General features: G+C 69.7%; 18 protein-coding genes and 1 tRNA gene. 11 read left to right on the top strand and 8 right to left on the bottom strand.

All coding sequences use genetic code 11. The annotated features are described in order from the left end of the window. Nucleotides 1–20: 20 nt before the first annotated feature. From FBT69_04185 to FBT69_04175, 3 genes are all read right to left on the bottom strand, one after another. A complete protein-coding gene (locus FBT69_04185) occupies nt 21–755 on the bottom strand; it encodes a hypothetical protein (protein MDL1903999.1) in 735 nt (244 codons plus the stop codon). A 255-nt stretch (nt 756–1,010) separates the two neighbouring features. Beyond that, a tRNA-Gln gene (locus FBT69_04180) sits at nt 1,011–1,081 on the bottom strand. Nucleotides 1,082–1,141: 60 nt separating this feature from the next. Continuing rightward, entirely contained in the window at nt 1,142–1,480 is a 339-nt protein-coding gene (locus FBT69_04175; protein MDL1903998.1) for a hypothetical protein, read from the bottom strand. 195 nt (nt 1,481–1,675) lie between these two features. Between FBT69_04175 and ugpC the strand changes: the two genes are divergently transcribed. The 6 genes from ugpC (at nt 1,676) to argS (ending at nt 8,510) form a co-directional block, all read left to right on the top strand. Next, nucleotides 1,676–2,797 (top strand): sn-glycerol-3-phosphate ABC transporter ATP-binding protein UgpC, encoded by a 1,122-nt coding sequence (ugpC, locus tag FBT69_04170; protein ID MDL1903997.1) that lies wholly within the window; start codon nt 1,676–1,678, stop codon nt 2,795–2,797. Beyond that, complete coding sequence (locus tag FBT69_04165) at nt 2,797–3,477, top strand: hypothetical protein (GenBank protein MDL1903996.1); 681 nt, start codon at nt 2,797–2,799, stop codon at nt 3,475–3,477. The genes ugpC and FBT69_04165 overlap by 1 nt, the downstream gene beginning before the upstream one ends. An 85-nt stretch (nt 3,478–3,562) precedes the next feature. Next, complete coding sequence (locus tag FBT69_04160) at nt 3,563–4,330, top strand: glycosyltransferase family 2 protein (GenBank protein ID MDL1903995.1); 768 nt, start codon at nt 3,563–3,565, stop codon at nt 4,328–4,330. After that, complete coding sequence (locus tag FBT69_04155; protein ID MDL1903994.1) at nt 4,327–5,691, top strand: hypothetical protein; 1,365 nt, start codon at nt 4,327–4,329, stop codon at nt 5,689–5,691. The genes FBT69_04160 and FBT69_04155 overlap by 4 nt, the downstream gene beginning before the upstream one ends. Nucleotides 5,692–5,700: 9 nt before the next feature. Further along, nucleotides 5,701–6,594 carry a hypothetical protein gene (locus FBT69_04150; GenBank protein MDL1903993.1) on the top strand — a complete coding sequence of 298 codons (894 nt, stop codon included), beginning with the start codon at nt 5,701–5,703 and terminating at the stop codon, nt 6,592–6,594. A gap of 35 nt (nt 6,595–6,629) precedes the next feature. Further along, entirely contained in the window at nt 6,630–8,510 is a 1,881-nt protein-coding gene (gene argS, locus FBT69_04145) for an arginine--tRNA ligase (protein ID MDL1903992.1), read from the top strand. 47 nt (nt 8,511–8,557) lie between these two features. Here argS and FBT69_04140 read toward each other — a convergent pair whose 3' ends face one another. Next, on the bottom strand, nt 8,558–9,808 hold the full coding sequence (locus FBT69_04140) for a hypothetical protein (GenBank protein ID MDL1903991.1): 1,251 nt from the start codon (nt 9,806–9,808) through the stop codon (nt 8,558–8,560). Nucleotides 9,809–9,974: 166 nt separating this feature from the next. Continuing rightward, nucleotides 9,975–11,279 (bottom strand): hypothetical protein, encoded by a 1,305-nt coding sequence (locus tag FBT69_04135; protein ID MDL1903990.1) that lies wholly within the window; start codon nt 11,277–11,279, stop codon nt 9,975–9,977. 519 nt (nt 11,280–11,798) lie between these two features. Here FBT69_04135 and FBT69_04130 point away from each other — a divergent pair. Both FBT69_04130 and FBT69_04125 read left to right on the top strand, forming a co-directional pair. After that, on the top strand, nt 11,799–12,539 hold the full coding sequence (locus FBT69_04130) for a response regulator (GenBank protein ID MDL1903989.1): 741 nt from the start codon (nt 11,799–11,801) through the stop codon (nt 12,537–12,539). A 4-nt stretch (nt 12,540–12,543) separates the two neighbouring features. After that, nucleotides 12,544–13,935, top strand: coding sequence for a hypothetical protein (locus FBT69_04125; protein ID MDL1903988.1), 1,392 nt, complete (start codon nt 12,544–12,546; stop codon nt 13,933–13,935). On the opposite strand, the gene FBT69_04120 is transcribed toward FBT69_04125, so the two are convergent. Further along, the gene (locus FBT69_04120) at nt 13,901–14,248 is read right to left on the bottom strand and encodes a hypothetical protein (GenBank protein ID MDL1903987.1); all 348 of its coding nucleotides are present in this window, start codon (nt 14,246–14,248) and stop codon (nt 13,901–13,903) included. The genes FBT69_04125 and FBT69_04120 overlap by 35 nt on opposite strands. Before the next feature lie 217 nt (nt 14,249–14,465). Between FBT69_04120 and FBT69_04115 the strand changes: the two genes are divergently transcribed. Continuing rightward, on the top strand, nt 14,466–15,443 hold the full coding sequence (locus FBT69_04115; protein ID MDL1903986.1) for a PhoH family protein: 978 nt from the start codon (nt 14,466–14,468) through the stop codon (nt 15,441–15,443). Between the two features lie 18 nt (nt 15,444–15,461). After that, the gene (locus tag FBT69_04110; protein ID MDL1903985.1) at nt 15,462–17,804 is read left to right on the top strand and encodes an HDIG domain-containing protein; all 2,343 of its coding nucleotides are present in this window, start codon (nt 15,462–15,464) and stop codon (nt 17,802–17,804) included. Nucleotides 17,805–17,849: 45 nt separating this feature from the next. Here FBT69_04110 and FBT69_04105 read toward each other — a convergent pair whose 3' ends face one another. Beyond that, on the bottom strand, nt 17,850–18,533 hold the full coding sequence (locus FBT69_04105; GenBank protein ID MDL1903984.1) for a hypothetical protein: 684 nt from the start codon (nt 18,531–18,533) through the stop codon (nt 17,850–17,852). Nucleotides 18,534–18,599: 66 nt separating this feature from the next. After that, the gene (locus FBT69_04100) at nt 18,600–19,556 is read right to left on the bottom strand and encodes a ParB/RepB/Spo0J family partition protein (protein ID MDL1903983.1); all 957 of its coding nucleotides are present in this window, start codon (nt 19,554–19,556) and stop codon (nt 18,600–18,602) included. Between FBT69_04100 and FBT69_04095 the strand changes: the two genes are divergently transcribed. Further along, on the top strand, nt 19,448–20,059 hold the full coding sequence (locus FBT69_04095) for an NUDIX domain-containing protein (protein ID MDL1903982.1): 612 nt from the start codon (nt 19,448–19,450) through the stop codon (nt 20,057–20,059). The two genes, FBT69_04100 and FBT69_04095, sit on opposite strands and share 109 nt — an antisense overlap.

Here is a 20,059-nt window from a genome sequence, read left to right as displayed (position 1 = left end):
GCCCGCGCCCGTGCGCCGCGCTACCGGCGGCGACGCGCCGATCCCACCATGCACGCGCCGAGCAGCACGCCGACCGTGCCCGGCGCGGGAACGAGCGTGAGTTCGAGCCGCGGGTAGGGCATGGGCGGGATGTCGGAGTAGGCGAACGCGAGTTCGAAGATGTCCGGCTCGCCGGGCGTGATGTCCGTCAGGCGTCCGCCGAGGACGATCTTCGGCCCGTGCGGGTCGCTGAAGGCGGCGTTGAGAGCGGCGACACCTTCGGCGGTGAGGTCGATGACGACGTCTTTGCCGCAGTCTTCGCCCGACAGCATGGCGAAGCCGTACGGGACGCCCTCGCCCAGTGTGCCGAACATGGCCTTGATGCCGTCCTTGGGCGCGTCCGGCGTCTCGAACGCGGCCACAAACATGGTCCACGGGAACGGGCTGCCGGAGAGTTTGTACATCTCGGTGGGATCAACGCTCGAATAGCCGCACGGCTCGCTCTTCAGTTCGTCGCCGGGCATGTAGAGTTTGAGTTTCGCGCTCACGATCGGCGCGCCGACCGAGCCGAGATCGAAGACGAAGTAGTTGCGTCGCTCGGGGGGCGAGGAGATCGGTGCATGACCGATGTAGTAGTTGAGGTGGCCGGGCGAGTGGTCACCGGTGGAATACAGCCCGCTGGCGATGAAGGCCTCGACCTCGATGGGCGTTGCCGTGGCGACGGACCCGATGGACGCAACCGCCGCGGTAGCGCACGCAATGACCCGCTGTCTCATGGATTGTCTCCTCCCGGAGGCCCGCCTTCTCAACAGACGGACTCGCTCTCGTCCGGGACCAAGGTAACCCTCCCGGGTGGCCTGGCCAAGCAAAACCTCTGGCTTTCCGTCGATCGCCGCGAACCAGAGTGGGTCGATCAGCGTTCAGGCCGTTGCGCGGCAATGGTTTGCGGACTTGACGAGGCTGGTCCCGCGGTCGGATCGGTGCATCCCCAGGACGCGCCGTGCAACGCAGACCCGCAAACGAGGGAGTAACTGGGGATGGAGGATTCGAACCTCCACTAACTGATCCAGAGTCAGTCGTGCTACCGTTACACCAATCCCCAATCGGCGTCGGACGCCGGGGCAATCGTACCCCTTGGGTCTGGGTGGGCAAGCGGGGCGGGTCAGGCCGTCCGGCGTGGTTGCTCGTGGTGGTCGTGAGCCTCGCCATTGAGAGGACGGAGGGGCTTGGCCTTGCCGTACTGGGCACGCCGGGGCGAGATCGGCTCCTCGACCGGCTGTCCACCGATGGGGCGGTCATTGCTCGGCGTGTGGCCGCTCGTTTGCCCGTTGCTGGTGCGGGTGTGGTGTTGGTCCGGAATGGGGGTGTTCGGCATTCGGGGGGGCTGGGGAGTGGTGGCATCGGCGGGGTCGCCGAGGCGGCGACGGCGTGCCTCGGTGATCGACTCGTCGAGACGACCGAGGATCGAGCGGACCTCGTCAAAGGCGTTCCTGCCGCGCATAGGCCGACCTCCCTGCTCCGGACACGGGTGCTATCGGCCCGGAGGGTGCGGCTCTTGGCCGTCACGACGGCCGCAGGCGACACCCGGCAGCAAGGCGTAAGGGTTGTGCCGGTTAGAGAAGCGCAGCGGTGGCAGGGACTGCCCGCGACCCGTAGCCTCCATACCGGGGCCGTGCCCCACGGAGCGTGCCAAGGCATGGCGAGCGTCTCGCTGGAGAGCGTCCGGAAGGTCTACGACGGAGGCGTCGAGGCGGTGCGCGACCTGACGCTCCACGTCCGCGATGGCGAGTTCGTCGCGCTCGTCGGGCCGTCCGGCTGCGGCAAGAGCACAACCCTCCGCATGATCGCCGGCCTGGAAGAGGCGGACGGCGGGACGATCCGCATCGGCGACCGGGTCGTGAACGCCGTCCACCCCAAGGACCGCGACGTGGCGATGGTCTTCCAGAACTACGCCCTGTACCCGCACATGACCGTGCGCGAGAACATGAGTTTCGCACTGCGGCTGCGCGGCACGCCCAGGGCCGAGGTCGAGCGGCGCGTGCGCGAGGCGGCCCGGATGCTGGACATCGAGGGGCTGCTGGACCGCCGGCCGCGCCAACTCTCGGGCGGGCAGCGCCAGCGCGTCGCCGTCGGTCGGGCGATCGTCCGCGAGCCGAAGGCGTTCCTCTTCGACGAACCGCTCTCGAACCTCGACGCACGGCTGCGCCTCTCGACCCGGGCCGAACTCAAGGCACTCCACCTGCGCCTGCGCACGACCACGGTCTACGTCACGCACGACCAGGAAGAGGCGATGACGCTCGGCGACCGCGTCGTCGTCATGCACGGGGGCGTGATCCGGCAGGCGGGCACGCCGTTCGAAGTCTACAACGAGCCGGCGGACCGATTCGTCGCGGGCTTCGTGGGCACGCCGGGGATGAACTTCCTCCACGGGCGGTTCGAGGCGGGAGAGGGGGGGGTGTGGTTCACGTCGCGCGGCGGGGCGCGCCTGCGCTGCGCCGACACCCACGCGGACCGCCTTGTGCGGAGCGCGCCGCGGGAGGGCGTCCTGGGCGTGCGGCCCCAGGCGATCTCCCTCGGGGCGGGCAGGCCCGGCGCGACGCTCGGCGCGCGCGTCCGCCTCGTCGAACTGCTCGGCGACGTGATGGACGTGGTCTGCGACCTCGATTCGGGCGAGGCCGTCGTTGCGCGCGTCGCCGCCCGGCAGGGGCTGGCGCCGGGTGATCGGGCTGACCTTTCGGTCGAGATGGAACGAGCGCACGCCTTCGAGCCGGGCGAACTCGGGCGCAGCCTGCTGCACGGCGGGAACGGAGCGGCGTGATGGCGAAGCGGAAGACGAAGCCGCCGGTGAAGAAGGCGGGCGCGAAGCGCAAGGCGATCGCCGCGCCCCGCGAGCCGGAAACTCCCGAGGCGCGCACGCTCGGTGAGGTGGCGCAGGCGCGGGAGCTCTTCTGGCAGAACGTGATGCGAGAGATGCTCACCTCGCTGGCGATGGCCTCGGCAATGCGGCCCCCGCCCGCTGCGAAGAACGGCGAAGACGAGAGCGACATGCTCGACGGACGCCTGGCCGTCATCACCGCGCAGGGGCAGCGCATCCCGATCGCGGCCGTCATCCCCCTGCTGGCGTGCAGCATCAGTTCAACGCAGCGCGACCGGCTGCTCTCGACCGACCTGCAGTGCAGCGTGTACCAGATCGCAACGCCCGCCGGTGAGGTCTACACGCTCCCCCTGCACGAGATCCGCGGCTTCCACGCCCTGAGCGAGGAACTGATGCAGCAGCTCGAACAGGCCGCCGTGGAGCAAAGCCCCGGCGAAAGCAAGGGATTGCCGTTCGGGTTCGAGGCCTTCACCTCGGTGGCGCGGTCTCGCCAGCGCGCCGAGGCGGAACAGCGGGCGCAGGTCTCCCCCGCTTCCTTCCCGACCAATGAGCCACGACCGTCAGGGAGTGGTTCGTCCGCGTTCATCGTGCGCAGCGCGCTCCCCAGCGGTCGCGGTTCGTAGCGAGCGGTCGCGGTTCATCGCGGCAGGTCGCGGCTGGCGGCGTGCATAAACTTCCAAGCCGGGCGGGAGGCCCGGGGGAGGACCGATGCGCACGCTGGTCGCCATCCCTGTGTACAACGAGGAACGGTACGTCTGCTCCGTCATCCGGCGCGTCGTCGAGCACGGGCACGACGTTCTCGTCATCGACGACGGCTCGACCGACAGCACGCCGCGTCGTCTCGAATGCATGCCGGTGCGGGTGATCCGCCACGCGACGAACCTCGGCTACGGCCGCTCGCTGCGCGACGCCTTCGACGACGCCATCGCCCGGCGCTACGACTGGATCATCACGATGGACTGCGACGAGCAGCACGAGCCGGACGCGATCCCGCTGTTCATCGAGGCGGCGCGCGAGGGCACGCACGACGTTATCAGCGGCTCGCGCTACCTCGTCCCGGCCCCCGAAGACGACGCTCCCCCCCGCGACCGCCGCGCCATCAACGCCGAGATCACCCGCGAGGTCAACCGTCGGCTCGGCCGCGTCTTCCGCGAGGCGGGGGGGGAGGAGATCACCGACTCGTTCTGCGGGTTCAAGGCCATGCGCGTCGGGTCGCTGCGCCGCCTGCACCTCACCGAGAGCGGCTACGCCTTCCCGATGCAGTTCTGGGTGCAGGCCGCCGCCGCGCGACTGCGCATCCGCGAGCTGGCGGTAAGGCTCATCTACAACGACCCGACGCGCACCTTCGGCGGGCAACTCGACGACTCTGCCGTGCGGCTCGCCCACTACCGCCAGGTGCTGCACTGCGAACTGGAACGCTGCGCAGACCGGCTCCCGCCCGCGGCGCTCTGCGGCGTCGAGGCGGGGTGCGCGTGAAGGCCGGCGCAGCGCAGCCGCCAGCCGCGCAGGTTCGCATCGAACCGGACGCTCGTGCGTGGGCCGCACTGGCGAGAGACCACGCCGAGCGAAGCGGACGCTCGCGATGCCCGGTCGTCATGTCCGGGCATCAGGCGGAGGTCTGGCACCCCGGCATCCTCGCCAAGTGGTTCGCCTGCGCCGCCGCGGCACGCGCCGTGAGCGGGGATGCCGCGTGGCTCGTCGTCGATCAGGACGAGGGCGAGCCGACGCGCCTGCGGTTCCCCGCCCGCGACGAGCGCGGCGAAACCGTGACCGGGGAGTTCGACCTGCGCGCGGCGGACGAGGATGCCCCAGGCGTGCCCACGGGGATGAGGCCCGCGGCAAAGATCGGCGTCGCGGCGTCGGCGGACACACGGGCGGCAACCTCGGCAGTCGGGGCGGGACTGCGCCGGGCCACCGAGGCGTTCGCTCGCCACGCCGATGCGCCATCCCTCGCCCGGCAGGCCGATGCCGCTGTGCGCGACCTGCTGGGCGGCGAGCCGGCCGTGCGTGCGATCTTCGCCACCGAACTTTCCGCAACAGTCGCTTTCAATGAAGCCCTGGGTGCGATGCGCGCCGATCCCGCGCTGTGCGTACGGGCCTACAACGAAGCCGCGGCTGCACACCAGGGCGCGGGCGTTCGTGCGCTGGATCGCGCCGACGATCGCGTCGAGTTGCCGCTGTGGCGTCTTGAGCCTGGGCGTCCGCGTAGACCCGTCTTCAGCGATGAACTGCCCGACGCCGACCCGCGCACGCTCGCGCCGCGCGGTCTGCTGATGACGGGCCTCGTCCGCCGTCGGCTGTGCGACCTCTTCGTCCACGGAACGGGGGGGGGCGCGACCGGCTCGGGCGGGGGCTACGACCGCGTGACCGAGGCGTGGTTCGCGTCGTGGCTCGGCGAGACCGCCCTCGCGCCTGCTGTGCTGGCGACGGCGACGCTGCGCCTGCCCCTCGGCGCGAGCGAGCGCCCGACCGAGGCCCAGGCCGCCGCCGCCCGCGCGCACGCCCACCGCGCCCGCCACGACCCGTCCATCGTCGGCGACGAGACGACGGCCCGCGCCAAGCAGGCCATCCTCGACCGCGTGCGCACGACCAAGGAAGCGGGCGGCGACCCCGCCCCCCACTTCGCCGACATGCAATCGCTTCTGGAGCGATACCGGGCCGAGCGGGCCGACGACCTGCGCCGGCTCGACGAGGAAGCCGAACGGCTGACGAGGCTGGCCGCGATGCCGGATGTCGCGGACGACCGCACCTGGCCGTTCGTGCTTTACGAAGCGGGCGCGATCGAGGCTCTCCGCCGCGAGATCGAGGCTCGCTTCGGCGCGTCCGTCGCCGGATAGGCTGTGGCGATGCGGCTCCTGCGTGCGATGCTCTCGCTCTTCTCGGCCGCGCTGGTCGCTGCGTGCTCGGAGCACGCGCAGCCCCCTTCGCCGCCGGGCGACGCGGCCGGCGCGCCGCGGATCGTCGCTCTCTCACCCGCTGTCGCCGTCACGCTCCGCGACCTCGGCCTCGAGGATCGCATCGTCGGTCGGCACGGGTGGGATCTCGTCCTCGACCGCTCGCTGCCGGTCTGCGGCGATCAGTCCGGCATCAACTACGAATCGCTGCTCGCCGCGCGGCCGACGCACGTCATCCTCGAATGGGGCACGCGCGACCTGCCCGCCCGGCTCGGCGAACTGGCCGATGCGAACGGGTGGAAGGTGCGTACGGTGCGCCTGCTCAGCCTCGGGGACATCCGCGCCTTCGCCGCCGATGCCGCCGCGGAGTTCGCGCCAAACAATCCACGGGCAGCGGCGGTCGTGGCGTCGCTGGACGGCATCGCGGACGGGGTCGATCGGAGCGGGGCGGGCCGTGTGCTGCTGCTGCTTTCCGCGACGCCGCCTGCCGCCCTCGGCCCAGGGTCGTACCACCAGGAGATTCTCGCGTTGCTCGGCGGCGTGCCCGCTCTCGAACAGGGTCAGCCCTACGTGACGCTGAACGCCGAGGACGTGCTTCGGCTCGCGCCGGACGGGATCGTGCTGATCGCGCCGCGCTCGCCCGGATCGGCGGCGTCGGACTCGCCGAGCTGGGATGAGATCGCACCGCGCCTGGGACGACTGGCGGCATTGCCTGTCCCGGCGGTCGAGCGGCGACGCGTCGCCGTCATCGACGATCCACTCGCGCTCATCCCGAGCACCGCGGCGGTGGGGTTCGCCGAACGTCTCCGCGGCGTTCTCGACGCATGGAACGAGCCGCGACCGTGAAGGCGCGGTCCTCGCCCGGACTACCATCCCACGCCATGACGGACGCTCGCCCGCACACTCCCGATACGTTCGACCCCGTTGAGGCATTGACCGATCGTTTCCGGGCCGCGATCGCGGCAGCCGTGCCGGACGCGCCCGCCGACGCGGACCCGATGATCGCGCCGAGCAAGCGAGCGGAACTCGGGGACTTCCAGTGCAACGCCGCGATGCCGCTGGCGAAGGCGGTGGGGCGGCCCCCACGCGAGATCGCGCTGGCGATCGTGCGGCACGCGGACCTGGGCGACCTCGCCGAGCCGCTCTCCGAGCGCGACGTGGCCGGGCCGGGGTTCATCAACGTCCGTCTGCGCCCCGCGGCCATCGCCTCGCTGCTCGCGCGGCTGGACACGCCGGAACTCGGCATCCCCCCCCCCGATGCGCCGCGCACCGTCGTCGTGGACCTGTGCGGCGTCAATCTCGCCAAGCAGATGCACGTCGGGCATCTGCGCTCGACCGTCATCGGCGATGCGCTCGCCCGCACCTTCGAGCGGCTGGGCGAGCGAGTCATCCGCCAGAACCACGTCGGCGACTGGGGCCTGCCCATCGCCATGGTGACCGACCGCCTGCGACGCGAGGCCGAGGCCGCCCGCATCGACCTCGACCGCGTGTCGCTCGACGACCTCGACCGGCTCTACCGCGAGGCACAGCGCGAGTGCGCCGGGCAGGACAAGGCGCTCGAGATCGTGGGGCGCTACCGCATGGGGCCGAAGGCGGAGGCGGAACTGCGCGCGGAGCACGAGGAGGCGGAGGAACGGCTTGCCTCGGCGAAGCGCACGCTCGTCGCGCTCCAGAGCCGCGACCCCGCCACCGTCGCCGTATGGCGGCGCATCTACGACGTGACGATGCGCGCCTGCCTCGAAACCTGCGAGCGGCTGCACACGCGCATCACCGCCGCTGACAGCGCTGGCGAGAGCAGTTACGCCGAGGAACTCGGGCCGCTGGTGGACGACCTCGTGAGCCGGGCCGTGGCGGTCGAGTCGGACGGCGCGCTCGTCGTGCGCCTCGAGCACGAGGGGATCGCCGAGCCTTGCATCGTCCGCAAGCGCGACGGCGGGTACCTCTACGCGACGACGGACCTCGCGGGCATCCGGCGCCGCGTGCACGGCATGGGGGCGGACCGCGTCGTCTACGCCGTCGACGCGCGCCAGTCGCTGCACTTCCGGCAGGTCTTCGCCGCGGCGCGCAAGGCGTCGTACGCGACGCGCCCGGGCGCGAGCGCGCCGGCGCGGCTCGAACACGCCCCCTTCGGCATGGTGCTCGGCGAGGACAACCGCCCCTTCAAGACCCGCACCGGCGAGAACGTGAAACTCAGCGACCTGCTCGACGAGGCCGAGGCCCGCGCCGAGCGCACCGTAGCCGAGAAGAACCCCGATCTGCCCGCCGACGAACGAGGGGCGATCGCGCACGCGGTCGCCGTCGCCGCGCTGAAGTACGCCGACCTCTCGGGCGAGCGGATCAAGGACTACGTCTTCTCGTTCGACCGGATGCTGGCGTTCGAGGGCAACACCGGCCCGTACCTGCTCTACGCCCTGGTGCGGATCCGGAGCATCTTCCGGAAGGCCGCGGAGCGAGGCATCGCGCTCGACCATCGTGCCGCGCCCTTCGTCGTCGAGCATCCGGCCGAGAAAGCCCTCGCTCTCGCGCTCCTGCGGTACCCGCGCACGGTGCGGAGCGTCGGTGATTCGCTGGAGCCGCACCGGCTCTGCGCGTACCTGTACGACCTCGCCGGCGCGTTCAGCGTCTTCTTCGACGCGTGCCCCGTGCTTGCGGCGGACGACGACGCGACGCGGCGCTCACGCCTCCGCCTGTGCGACCTGACCGCCCGCGTCCTCGCGGACGGCCTCGACGTGCTCGGCATCCCGGCGGTCGAACGGATGTAGTGTCAGCGGCGCGGCACAACCCTTCGCGCGCTTCGCACCCTTCCGGCTCAGAACAGCAGTTGCATCTGCACGCGCACCGCGATCTGGCCGTCCTCCGAGGACGGCAGCATGCCCAGGCCAGTCTGCGCGGAGACGACCGACGAACTCCCCGCCTGGTCGTCGAGATAGATCTGCACGTCGATGGTGAGCTTGGCCGCGTGGCTCGCCTCGATGAAGTAGTGGTTCAGCCCCGCGGTGATGGTGTGAAAGTTGTCGTGCGGGTCAGCGCGATCCTTGTCGGGGAACACCGCGTCCCACCGCGCGAACCCCTCGGTGCGCTCGGTGAAGAAGTACCCGCCCTGCACGACCGCGCCGAAGTCGTCCCACGCCTCCACACCCGCCGCGTCGGTCCACCGCCCGACGCACGCCGCGAAGAGATTCCAGCCCCCCCCCTCGACCGAGAGGTCCACGGTGTAGGAGATCATGTCGGACTCGGCGACGGTCGCGGGCGCGCCGCCCGAGAACGCCGCCGTGTCGCCCATGTGCTGCCAGTGGAACGCCCCCCCCACCATCCACCCCGAGGGCGAATCGCGGAAGGACGTCAGGTCGTCGTAGGACTTCCACGGCGCCTCGCCGACGCGACGCTCGACGCGGCCCGTGAGCGCGACGTCGGCCTCCTTCGGGCTGAAGAACGCCGTGTTCCGTGAGCCGAAACCGTCCGAGACCGCCGCGAGCAGACGCCACCACTCGGACTCGCGCGCGAACTCGACCGCCTCCGAGAAATCCTGGTTGAAGACCTCGTTCGCCACCGAGCGGTCGGCCGCGAGCTGCGCGGACGAGGAGACGTTCTCCTCGCGCAGGAACGGCAGCTTGAACTGCCCGGCGCGGACGGACCAGCCGTCGCCGAGCTTGTAACGAAGCCACGACTCTTCGAGTTTGAACGCGCCGTCGCCGGTGCGATCGAAAGCGGCGACGATACGGAACGAGAGGTCCTTCGAGAGCGTGGTGCCCGAGAAGTTGATCTTCGTGCGGCGCGTCTCGAATCCGCCGCCGAAGTCGCTGTCGTCGGTGGCGTCGTCGCTGTCACGGAAGTTGGCGATGTAGCGGAACTGCACCTGCCCGCCGACCCGCAGGCGGAACGCAGCGTCCTCGGCATCGACGATCTCGAACGGACCGGCCGCCGATGCCGCCGCGCCAGCGGAGAACGACGCGGGCGAACGGTCGAGGTCCGTCGAGCGTGCGGCGCTGTTCGACGCGGCGGCGGCCGATCCGACCAGAGCTACGACGATCGGAACGGTTGATCGGGCGGACATGTTCATACTCCATGAATGTTGCGCGAGGGCACACTATACATCAACATGCCACGGACAAATGCGTGTGGAAAAGTCGCGGTTGTGTTCTGGAATCAGTCAAAAGAAGAACCGGCCGCCCCTCGCGGGACGGCCGGTTGATCACTGAGTGTTGCCAGACCTTCAGAGCAGCGGATCAGAAGACCAGCTGCATCTGGAAACGGAGGGCCACCTGGCCGTCCTCGGTGTCGGGGAGGAGCCCGGTGTAGGCGTTGGGCGAGGTGGCGAGGACGGGGGCGTTCTCGGCGACCTCGTTGAGGAAGATCTGGATGTCCGCCGTGAACTTGGCGGCGTGGCTGCCCTCGACGAAGTAGTAGTTGGCGCCGAAGGTGAGGGTGTGGAAGTCCTCGTCAGAGCCGGGCCCGTAGGCATCCTCGTCGGGGAAGACGGCGTCCCAGCGGCCGAACAGCTCGAACTGCTCGGTCATGAACCAGCCGGCCTGGACGACGAAGCCGAAGTCGTCCCAGCTGTCGGCGGCATCGGGGTCGTTGTGCTGCCCGACGAAGGCCGCGAAGAAGTTCCAGCCGTCACCCTCGATGGAGAGATCGACGGTGTAGAGGATGAGGTCCATCTCATCGATGGCAACCGGGGCGCCGCCCGAGAAGGCGGCCGTGTCGCCGTAGTGCGACCAGTGGACGCCCGCGCCGAGCATGCCGGCGTAGTTCTCGGTGCTGCCGCGGAAGCTGGTGAAGTCGTCGAACTGCTCCCAGTCGCCGGCCCACTTGATCTCGAGGCGGCCGGTCAGGCCGATGTCGGACTCGGCGGGGCTGAAGAACGAGGTGCTCCCGGTGCTCGGGCCGTCGTTGGCCGAGACCACGATGCCCCACGACTCGTCGCGGTAATGAACAGCGACGCCCTGGGTGAAGCCGGGGCTGAAGACGGAGTGCGTGACGGAGCGATCGGCGGCCAGCTGGTAGGTATCGGAGACCATCCACTCGCGGAGGACGGGCACCTTGTACTGGCCCCACTTCAGCCCGACGCCGTTGTCGAACTGGTAGTTGCCCCACGCCTCCATCAGGTTGAAGGAGCCGCCCTCGTCGCCCGACTCACCGCCGCCGAAGTCGCCGCGGATATAGAAGGTGGTCTCGGGGTTGATGACGTTACCCGAGAAGACGAGGTTGGCGCGGACGAGGTCGAACCCGTTGGCGAAGTCCTCGTCGGACGCGCTGGCGGAGTCGTCGTCACGGAAGTTGAGGACGTAGCGGAACTGGGTGTACCCGCCGATGTTCAGGCGGTAGTTGCCCGTCCCATCGCCGATGTGGAACTGACCGTCGTGCCCGCCGCCGCCGTGCTGGAGGAGGCTGGTCCGGCTGCTCGCGTCGGCGAGCATCTCGGCCTGGTACGCCCGGTCCTGATCGGCGGTCTGAGCCGAAGCAACGCCGAACGCGTTCAGGCTCAGAGCCGCACCCGCGAGCAAAGCAAGCTTCCTGGACTGACTCATCTGAGACTCCTTGCTAGGGGTTTGGAACGCGTCGAATGCCTGCGTCCCGTAACCGAAAACTCTGTCCTTCGTTCTCACCGGCCCACGAGGCCGGATTCGTTATCCGTCGTTCGCCCACGCTCGGGCGATCGCGTCTTCTGCCAGAGTGAGTGCTTACTCCCACGACTCGCGAGAACCACTCAACCCATCCACCCGAAGTCCCGAAAGACTTCCCCGACCCTCGTGATGCCCCGAGCGAGCCTTTCCGCACGGGACGCTAGTATTCACTCGCAACGGCCGGAAGTCTACCCGGCCTGATTAGCGATTGCAAACTCTTCCCGCTCTTCGTCCACCCGACCCCCTCTCCAACACCTTTTTCCTTCCTCTCCCCTGCCTTTCAGGGGGGTGCCCAGCCACTTTCTTCGCGCAAACACAACCCACCCGGCCGGGTAGACAGCCCGGGACGATGCTACATTTCTCGGGCGGTACCGGCCGTCCGAGCCACGCGAGTACAACCGTAAGTCATTGTCAGACAGATACATGCAACCAAACAGGCACATCCTGATCGTCGAAGACGAGCGTGACCTGGCCGAGTTGCTGGCCTTCAACCTCCGCAAGGCGGGTTATGAGACCACGACCGCCCACGACGGGCGGCAGGCCCTCAAGGCCTTGGGCGAGCGCAAACCTGACCTGATCCTCCTCGACCTGATGCTCCCCGAGCTTTCCGGCACCGAGGTTGCCGGTCGCGTCCGCACCAACGCCGCCACGGCCTCCATCCCCATCGTCATGCTGACGGCCAAGGGGGAGGAAGTGGACCAGTTGGTCGGCCTGGCTGTGGGCGCGGACGACTACATCACCAAACCATTCTCGACGAAGGTGCTGCTGGCCCGCATCGAGGCCGTCCTGCGCCGGGCCTCCGGACAGGCGCCGGTTTCCAGCCTGCTCCGAGCCGGCCCTGTCGAGATCGACGCCGATGCCCACCGTGTTTCGTGCCGCGGTCAGCCGATCCGACTCACGGTGACGGAGTTCCGCCTGCTCAGCACGCTGGTGCAGTCCGAGGGTCGCGTTGTCTCGCGCGCGGGACTGATCCGTCGCGCGATCGGACCGGGAATCACCGTCACGCCGCGCACGATCGACGTGCACGTCACCGCCCTCCGCAAGAAGCTCGGGGAGGACGGCGCGATGATCGAGACGGTGCGCGGCGTCGGGTACCGTTTCTCAACCGAGCCCGAGGCGGCCGAGCCGTCCGCCGCAGGCTCGGGAGCGGAACGGACGGGCTGACCGCATGACCCCCGCACGCCCGGCGCGACAACCCGCTTGGGCATGGCTCGGCGTCGCGCTCGCGTCGCTCGCGGCGGCGTGGATCGCGGTGCCGATGGGCGCGTCGCCATCGCTCGTTGCGGCGCTCGCGTCGCCGGCTGCGCTCATCGCGATCTTCACAGCCGCGTTTTGTCTGCACACCTCGGCCGCGGACCGTGCCGCGAGGGAAGACCGTACACAGGCCGATGCGGCGCTGCTGCGCGACGCGAACGCTCGCGGCGACGTGCTGCGCTCGCTGGTCGACGCGCTGGAGGATCCGCTCCTCGGCGTGGACGGCGCGGGCGTGGTCGTGATCGCGAACCGCGCCGCCGTCGCCCTGCTGGCGACAGGCTCGCGTTCGCTCGAAGGCCGACCCGTGGAAGACCTGCTGCCGCAGCCGGAACTGGTCTCGCTGGTGGCCAACGCCTCATCGGGGCGAGCGGGGCGCGAGGCCGTTCCGATCGCGGACGGCGAGAGCGTGCGGGTCTTCGAGGCCTTTGCCGCACCCGCGGACCTCGGGCCGACACCCGGCGAGACGAGCGGCGCGGTCCTCGCCCTGCGCGACGTGACCCAGCAGGCCGCGACGGTCCAGCTGAAGACGGACTTCGTGGCCAACGCCTCGCACGAACTCCGCACGCCGTTGGCCTCGATGCGAACCGCCCTGGAAACCCTGCGCGAGTTCGGCGACGAAGACCCGTCGATCCGCGGGCGCATGCTGCACCTGGTGGAATCGAACGCTGCCCGGCTTGAGGAACTCGTCGCGGACCTGCTGGACCTGTCGCGGCTCGAATCGCCCCAAACACGAGCGGCGATCGAGCGGTGCGCCGCCTCGGAGATCGCCGCCGCGCTGCGAGCGGACTTCGAAGAGGCCTGCGCGAAGCGCAACCTGACGCTCGCGTTCGAGCTTGACACCTCGCTCGAATCGCTGGACACGGACCCGCGCCTGCTCACGCTCATCCTGCGGAACCTGATCGACAATGCCGTCAAGTTCGCCCACGAGGGTACGGCTGTCCGCGTCGTCGGCAGCGTCGCGCCGAACGGCGGGGCGAGACGCACCGCCCGATTCGAGGTCATCGACCGCGGCATCGGCATCCCGCTCGCCCAGCAGCAGCGCGTCTTTGAACGCTTCTACCAGGTGGACGCCGCCCGCTCAGGCCCGCGCGAACGGCGCGGCACCGGACTCGGCCTGGCGATCGTCAAGCACGCCGTACGCGCTCTCGGCGGCTCGGTCTCGCTGCGATCGGTCTGGGGACAGGGAACAACCGTTACCGTCGATCTCCCCGGCGCGGTCCCGCTCTCGGGATCGGCCACCCCCCCCCTGCCGTCAACGCGCGAGCAAGCCGTCACCACGCCCGCGGACGCGCCACCTCGCCCCTGAGCTGCTCGATGCGACGCGCAACGTCCCGTTCCAGCGCCCGCGCCCGGGCCGTTCCCGTCGCGGGGTCGAGGCGACAGGCGATCGTGATCTCGACCTGACCCTTGGCGGGATCCCCGATCCGCTCGACCCGCAGCGTGCCGCGCTCGTCGCGGATCCCATGCACGACGTAGACGAGCACCGGGTCGTCGAGTTTGCCATCGCGCCGGGCGAAGGTGAGCTCGTGTCGGCTCAGCGCGGCCCGCACGGCGGCCTCGACGTCGTCCCAGTCCCCCACCACGACCGCCGGCCCCTCGCCCGCGGCCGTCGGATTCACCGGCCGGCCCCCCGTGCCGCAGGCGGGCAGGAGGAGAAGAAAAAAGAAGAGGAGAAGGGCCTCCGGGCCGGCTCGCCGGTCTCGACTAGACTTCTCCGAACGGGGCGGGCTGTCCGCCCGTGCATCCAGGAGCATCACTCGATTGGACGCCACGGTTCGTGTCCCCGAAGGGGTTGAAAGGCTCGCCGTCGTCGGGTCTGGCGAGCGAAACCTCAAAATGATCCGCGAGGCTCTCGGCGTCAACGTCGCCGCCCGCAACGACCTCATCCGGGTCAGCGGCGAGCCGGGCGCGGTCGGTGTCGCGCGAAGCGTACTCGAACGACTCTGCGAGGGCGCGGCCCGCTCGGGCGGCGCGACTGTCCGATCCCGCCAGGACGTCCTGGGCCTCATCGCTGACGAGAGCGCACGCATGGCCTCCGACGGCGCGACCCGCGCCAACGGCCCCATCGCCGGCATCCGTGACTGGGATGGCAGGCTCGAGGTCTACGCCGCGGGCCGGCCCGTCCGACCCAAGACCGCGAACCAGCAGGCCTACATCGACTGCATCCGCGACCACGACCTCGTCATCGCCATCGGCCCCGCGGGCACGGGCAAGACCTACCTTGCCGTTGCCGCCGCCGTGCATCTGCTCAAGACCGGCCGGATCAGCAAAATCATCCTCGCGCGTCCGGCCGTCGAGGCGGGCGAGAAACTCGGCTTCCTCCCCGGCGGCCTCGAGGCGAAGGTCAACCCTTTTCTCCGCCCGCTCTTCGACGCCCTGCACGACATGATGGACTTCCCCACCATCCGCCGCTTCATGGACAACGACGTCATCGAGGTCGTGCCCCTCGCCTACATGCGCGGCCGCACCCTCAACAACGCCGTCATCATCTGCGACGAGGCCCAGAACACCACCCGCGGCCAGATGAAGATGTTCCTCACCCGCATGGGACACGGCTCGAAGATGATCGTGACCGGCGACGTCACCCAGATCGACCTCCCCGAGCCGACCGACAGCGGCCTGATCGACGCCGCCCGCAGGCTGCGCCGCGTCCAGGGCGTCGGCGTGGTCGGGCTGGACGGCTCCGACGTGGTGCGGCACACCCTCGTGCAACGGGTCATCGAGGCCTACGGCGAGGAAGACCACAGCGAGCGGCACCGCGCCATGCTGGAGCAGGCCCTCGGTCGGGACGATGTACCCTTGCAGGGCGGCTGACCCGGCCAGGCCCCCACCATGCCCAAGGACACCCCCAAGACGGGACCTCGCTCACCGGGCACGCGCCGGGGCGGTCGCGTCCGGTCCGGCTTGCGCCGCCGGGGAGAGGCAACCTTCCGCGAGCGTCTCGCCGACCTTTACCGCTCGCCGGTTGCGGGATGGGGCGTCATCATCGCGATCGTCGCCGCGACGGCAGCCGCGGGCATCGCCATCTGGACGCGCGAGCGGCCGCTGGTGAGCGTCGGGCGCGTGATGAACGAGACGCGCCTGGTCCGCGTGCCGTTCACGCTGGTGGACACGCTGGAGACGGAGAAGAAGCGCGAGAGCGTGCGACTGTCCGTGCCCGGCGTGTACGTGGCGGACCTGCCCGTGCTCGCGGAGTTGCGCTCTTCGCTGGAGAACCTGCCGCGGACGCTCGCGTCGGTCTCGTCGCTCGCCGACGTGGAAGCGGGCATCCGCGAGCGATTCAGGCTCACGGAGGAGGGGCTTGCGGCGGTGCAGGCCGAGGCGGTCGCGGGCGAGCCGTCGCCGGACTACCTCGACCGTGTGCACGCGTTCATGGCGATCCTGGAGCGCACGCCGCTGCTCGGGCGCGACGAGTGGCAGCGGTGGTCGCAGAGCATCACGCGGCGGATGGAGTTGCGCCTCGGGCCCGGCGGGCGCGTCGAGCACGAGGCCGACCGCGCCGTGAACATCGACGACGCGGAGATGCTGCGCGCCGCAATCGACGAAGCGGCCCGCCTCGCGGGGTTTGCGCGTCCGATGCGGCAGGTGATCGTCGGTCGCCTCTCGTCCTCGCCGCGGGCCACCTTCCGCTATGACGCCGCCGCGACCGAGGCCAAGCGCAACGCCGCCGCCGAGGCGGTCGAGCCGATCGTCAACGAATGGCCCGTCGGCGCGGTGATCTACAGCCGCGGGTACGCACTGACGCCGGCGCAGTACGAGGTGGCGCGGGCGGAACTGGAGCACTTCGCCGCCGACGCGCCGATCTGGCGGATCTCCCTGCGGCGGGCCAGCATCGCCGGCGCGGTCTTCGCCGTCGCCGCGGGCGTCGCGTTCTACGCCGCCCTCTTCAGCCCGCGCATGCGACGCAACGTCTCGCGGATCGCCTGGATCGCGTGCCTGCTGGTCGGCGCGCAGGCGGTGGCCTGCGTCGCCACGGTGGCCGAGCCGTGGATGATCTTCTTCACCGGCGTCGCCCCGACGGTCTTCGTCGCCGCGATCGTCGTCATCGCCTATGACCAGCGCGTCGCGCTCGCCATCGGTTGTCTGCACGGCATCCTGGTGTGCGTCGCGCTCGACCAGTCCATCGGCATGTTCGCTGTCATCGTCACGGGCGTGGCGATGGCCGTCTGGAGGCTGCGCGAAATCCGCCAGCGCAACGCCCTCGTGAAGATGGGCGCGTTCACGGCCGTCGGTCTCGCCGCCGCGACGCTGCTCGCGGGTCTGGCCGATCGGCCCATCGTCGCCGACTCGCTCCGCGAGGCCCTGGGCGATGCCGCGCTCGCCGGCATGGGCGGGCTGGTCGTCGGCGGCGTCGTGCTCTTCCTGCTCCCCGTGATCGAACGGGCCTTCGACATCACCACCGGCATGACGCTCATCGAGCTGCGCGATCCGAAGCAGCCGCTGTTGCGCGAGCTCCAGCAGCGCGCCCCGGGCACCTACAACCACTCGCTGAACGTCGCCAGCATCGCCGAGGCAGCGGCCGACGCCGTCGGCGCGGACCCCCTGCGCACCTACGTCGGCGCGCTCTACCACGACGTCGGCAAGATGAACAAGCCCGAGTACTTTGTCGAGAACCAGTCGGGAGGGATCAACAAGCACGACAAGCTCAGCCCCGCCATGAGCCTCCTCGTCATCGTCGGGCACGTTAAGGACGGCGTCGAACTCGCCCGCGAGTACGGCCTGCCCCGCTCGCTCTTCCCATTCATCGAGCAGCATCACGGCACCACCCTCGTCGAGTTCTTCTACCACCGCGCCCGCAAGCAGGCCGAGGAACAGGCCGGCGGCGCGGACGACAAGGACATGCCCAGCGAGATCGAATACCGATACCCGGGCCCCAAGCCCCAGTCCAAGGAAACAGCGATCCTCATGCTCGCCGACGCCGTCGAGAGCGCGACACGCACCCTCAGCGAACCGACCCCCAGTCGCATCGACGCCCTGGTGCGCTCACTCGCCAACAAGCGCCTCATGGACGGCCAGTTCGACGAGTGCGACCTCACCCTCCGCGAACTCTCCGCCATCGTCGAATCCATCTCCAAGACCGTTGCCGCGATCTATCACGGACGCATCGCCTACCCCGCCGGCGGCAAACCGCAGCCGAAGACCGCCGCGCCGCAGAGCGCAAGCCAGCCGGCGTGACTCAGTCAGGGTCGCGCCGACGAACCGCGGATGCCGTGCAAGCCGCTAGGTTGTGCGCTTCTCCAGGTCTCCGCAGTGATTGCAGTACACGCCCTCGGGCATAGCGACGCGACCGTAGACGAAGCCGCACCTCGGACAGCGGGAGCGTTCCGGCTCTCCCTCACGCCGGGGCACGGGCGGGTACTCGCGTGGTTCGTAGGTCGCGATGACCAGCAACTCATCGAAGTGTACCGCGTAGTAGTTCGTCGGCAACGCTCTGATGAAAAGGCCATCGCCGATGTATGTGCCGATCGGGCAGAACTTGCCGCGCCGTTTCGGCCAGACCAGCACCGGGTGGTTATGGAACTTGTCGCGTTCGTCATCCCACCGCTCCCACGCGCAGCGCGGCCCCTCATGCCTGAGCGTCTCCGCCATGTACGTTCCCATGTCCGCGCTGACCGAGCGGGCCAGCGGGCGGTCGGCGTAGACCTGCCGACCCTCGGGCGTCCTGAGCATCCTCATCGTCGCCAGGAACCACGGCCCGAACCTCTCAAACGACTCGCGCGAGCCGTCCGCGCGCCAGCCCTCGAAACCCGGCGTCGCTGCGATGAACGCTTCGAGCGCGGCGATCCGCACCGCGGCGCTCTCGACGAACCACGTCGTGAACAGGCCCGCCTCGGCGGCGGACAATCCGTAGAAGTCATCAGGCTCCCATGGCGTCTCGCCTTCTACGACCCACGGCTTGTACATGTGCCCCCCCCTCCCCACGCACACTCACCGGACGCCGCTTCCGCATTGGCTCACTTGACGTTTGTGCTACTTGCCTTGTACCAGGCCCATCCTCGTCATCAGCCCGTCGAAGTGGTCGAGGTCGTAGAACTCCACGACGATCCGCCCCCGCGTGCCCGTCGCGCCCGTGACGATCGTCACCTTCGTGCCCAGATGCTGCGTGAGCCGGCGCTCGAGGTCGGCGATGACGGCCTCGCGCGTCCCCCCCCCTTGCGCGGCCGTGCTCCCTCCCACCGCCGGCGCGCGCCGAGCCTCGCGCTCCAGCCGGCGCACCGTCCACGACTCGCGCACCGCCCGCTCGGCCAGCGCTGCCCTCCGCGCGGCGTCGGCGACCGCAAGCAGGGCCTTGCCGTGGCCGGCCGTGAGCGCGCCCGACGCGATCAGTTCCTGCACTCGGGCATCAAGGTCGATGAGACGGATGAGATTGGCGACGCTGGAGCGCTCGAGCCCCACGCGATCCGCGATCTCGCCGTGCGTCAGGCCGAACCGCTCGGCCAGGCCGCGCAGGGCACGCGCCCGCTCGATGGGGTTCAGGTCCTCGCGCTGCACGTTCTCGACCACGGCCCACTCGGCCGCCGACTCGTCGTCGAGGTCGCGCACCAGCGCGGGCACGGTCGCCAGCCCCGCCAGCCGGGCCGCTCGCCACCGCCGCTCGCCGGCCACGAGTTCGTACTTCCGCGCCCCCCCCCCGATGCTCCCGAGCGGACGGACGATGATCGGTTGCATGACGCCGGACCGGCGGATCGATTCGGCCAGGCCGGCCAGTCCCGCGTCGTCGAACCGCTCTCGCGGCTGGAACGGGCTGGGCGAGACGGCATCAACCGGCAGGGCGACAACGCCAGAACCGACCGTAACGTCTTGACTGACAGGCACTTGTGTTTCAATGCGGACCGGCGAGGGGGCTTCCAGCAGGCTGCTCAAACCCCGTCCCAACCGTCGCGGCTTCGTGCTCATGGCTGGCATTATGCCACGGCGGGGTCGCATTCGCACGCTCGGAATGCGAGCGATGCCTCTTTCGGTTACAAACTCACTCGGAGCGATCCGTGTCCAACACCCCCCACCGCATCGAGATCATCGCCCGAGGCCTGGCTCTGCGAGGACAGCATGTTCTTGTCTGCGCCAACCGCAAGCAAGGCTATCTCTATCTTCCGGGGGGGCACGTCGAGCTTGGCGAATCGTCTTCAGCTGCCTTGGTGCGGGAGTTCAAGGAGGAGACGGGCTTGACCGTCGTGGCCGGCAGACTGATGCTCGTGAGTGAGAACGCCTTCACCCAGCAAGAACGCCTGAGACACGAGATCAACCTGGTGTTCCACGTGGAACACCACCCCGCGTGGCCGGATGTCGTGCCGAGTCTCGAACCGGACATTGCGTTCCGCTGGCTCGACCTCGCCGCGGTCGTTGATGCCGATCTTCGCCCTGCCACCATCAAGGCATGGATCGTTGCCGGGTGTCAACCCGACGGCTGGATCTGGCATCGCGATCGTTGA

Origin of the sequence: Synechococcales cyanobacterium CNB, assembly GCA_030263455.1 — a bacterium.
GTDB lineage: Bacteria > Planctomycetota > Phycisphaerae > Phycisphaerales > UBA1924 > CAADGN01.
The sequence above is the reverse complement of the archived record's forward strand: the minus strand, read 5'-3'. Positions and strand labels throughout refer to the sequence as shown.

What these genes read in the sequence shown, in the direction of transcription:
- FBT69_04125 (MDL1903988.1), top strand. Translation starts at nt 12,544, where the DNA reads ATGACCCCCGCACGCCCGGCGCGACAACCCGCTTGGGCATGGCTCGGC.
- FBT69_04160 (MDL1903995.1), top strand. Translation starts at nt 3,563, where the DNA reads ATGCGCACGCTGGTCGCCATCCCTGTGTACAACGAGGAACGGTACGTC.
- ugpC (MDL1903997.1), top strand. Translation starts at nt 1,676, where the DNA reads ATGGCGAGCGTCTCGCTGGAGAGCGTCCGGAAGGTCTACGACGGAGGC.
- FBT69_04175 (MDL1903998.1), bottom strand. Translation starts at nt 1,480, where the DNA reads ATGCGCGGCAGGAACGCCTTTGACGAGGTCCGCTCGATCCTCGGTCGT.
- FBT69_04110 (MDL1903985.1), top strand. Translation starts at nt 15,462, where the DNA reads ATGCCCAAGGACACCCCCAAGACGGGACCTCGCTCACCGGGCACGCGC.
- FBT69_04185 (MDL1903999.1), bottom strand. Translation starts at nt 755, where the DNA reads ATGAGACAGCGGGTCATTGCGTGCGCTACCGCGGCGGTTGCGTCCATC.
- FBT69_04135 (MDL1903990.1), bottom strand. Translation starts at nt 11,279, where the DNA reads ATGAGTCAGTCCAGGAAGCTTGCTTTGCTCGCGGGTGCGGCTCTGAGC.
- FBT69_04150 (MDL1903993.1), top strand. Translation starts at nt 5,701, where the DNA reads ATGCGGCTCCTGCGTGCGATGCTCTCGCTCTTCTCGGCCGCGCTGGTC.
- argS (MDL1903992.1), top strand. Translation starts at nt 6,630, where the DNA reads ATGACGGACGCTCGCCCGCACACTCCCGATACGTTCGACCCCGTTGAG.
- FBT69_04165 (MDL1903996.1), top strand. Translation starts at nt 2,797, where the DNA reads ATGGCGAAGCGGAAGACGAAGCCGCCGGTGAAGAAGGCGGGCGCGAAG.
- FBT69_04115 (MDL1903986.1), top strand. Translation starts at nt 14,466, where the DNA reads ATGATCCGCGAGGCTCTCGGCGTCAACGTCGCCGCCCGCAACGACCTC.
- FBT69_04140 (MDL1903991.1), bottom strand. Translation starts at nt 9,808, where the DNA reads ATGAACATGTCCGCCCGATCAACCGTTCCGATCGTCGTAGCTCTGGTC.
- FBT69_04130 (MDL1903989.1), top strand. Translation starts at nt 11,799, where the DNA reads ATGCAACCAAACAGGCACATCCTGATCGTCGAAGACGAGCGTGACCTG.
- FBT69_04100 (MDL1903983.1), bottom strand. Translation starts at nt 19,556, where the DNA reads ATGCGACCCCGCCGTGGCATAATGCCAGCCATGAGCACGAAGCCGCGA.
- FBT69_04105 (MDL1903984.1), bottom strand. Translation starts at nt 18,533, where the DNA reads ATGTACAAGCCGTGGGTCGTAGAAGGCGAGACGCCATGGGAGCCTGAT.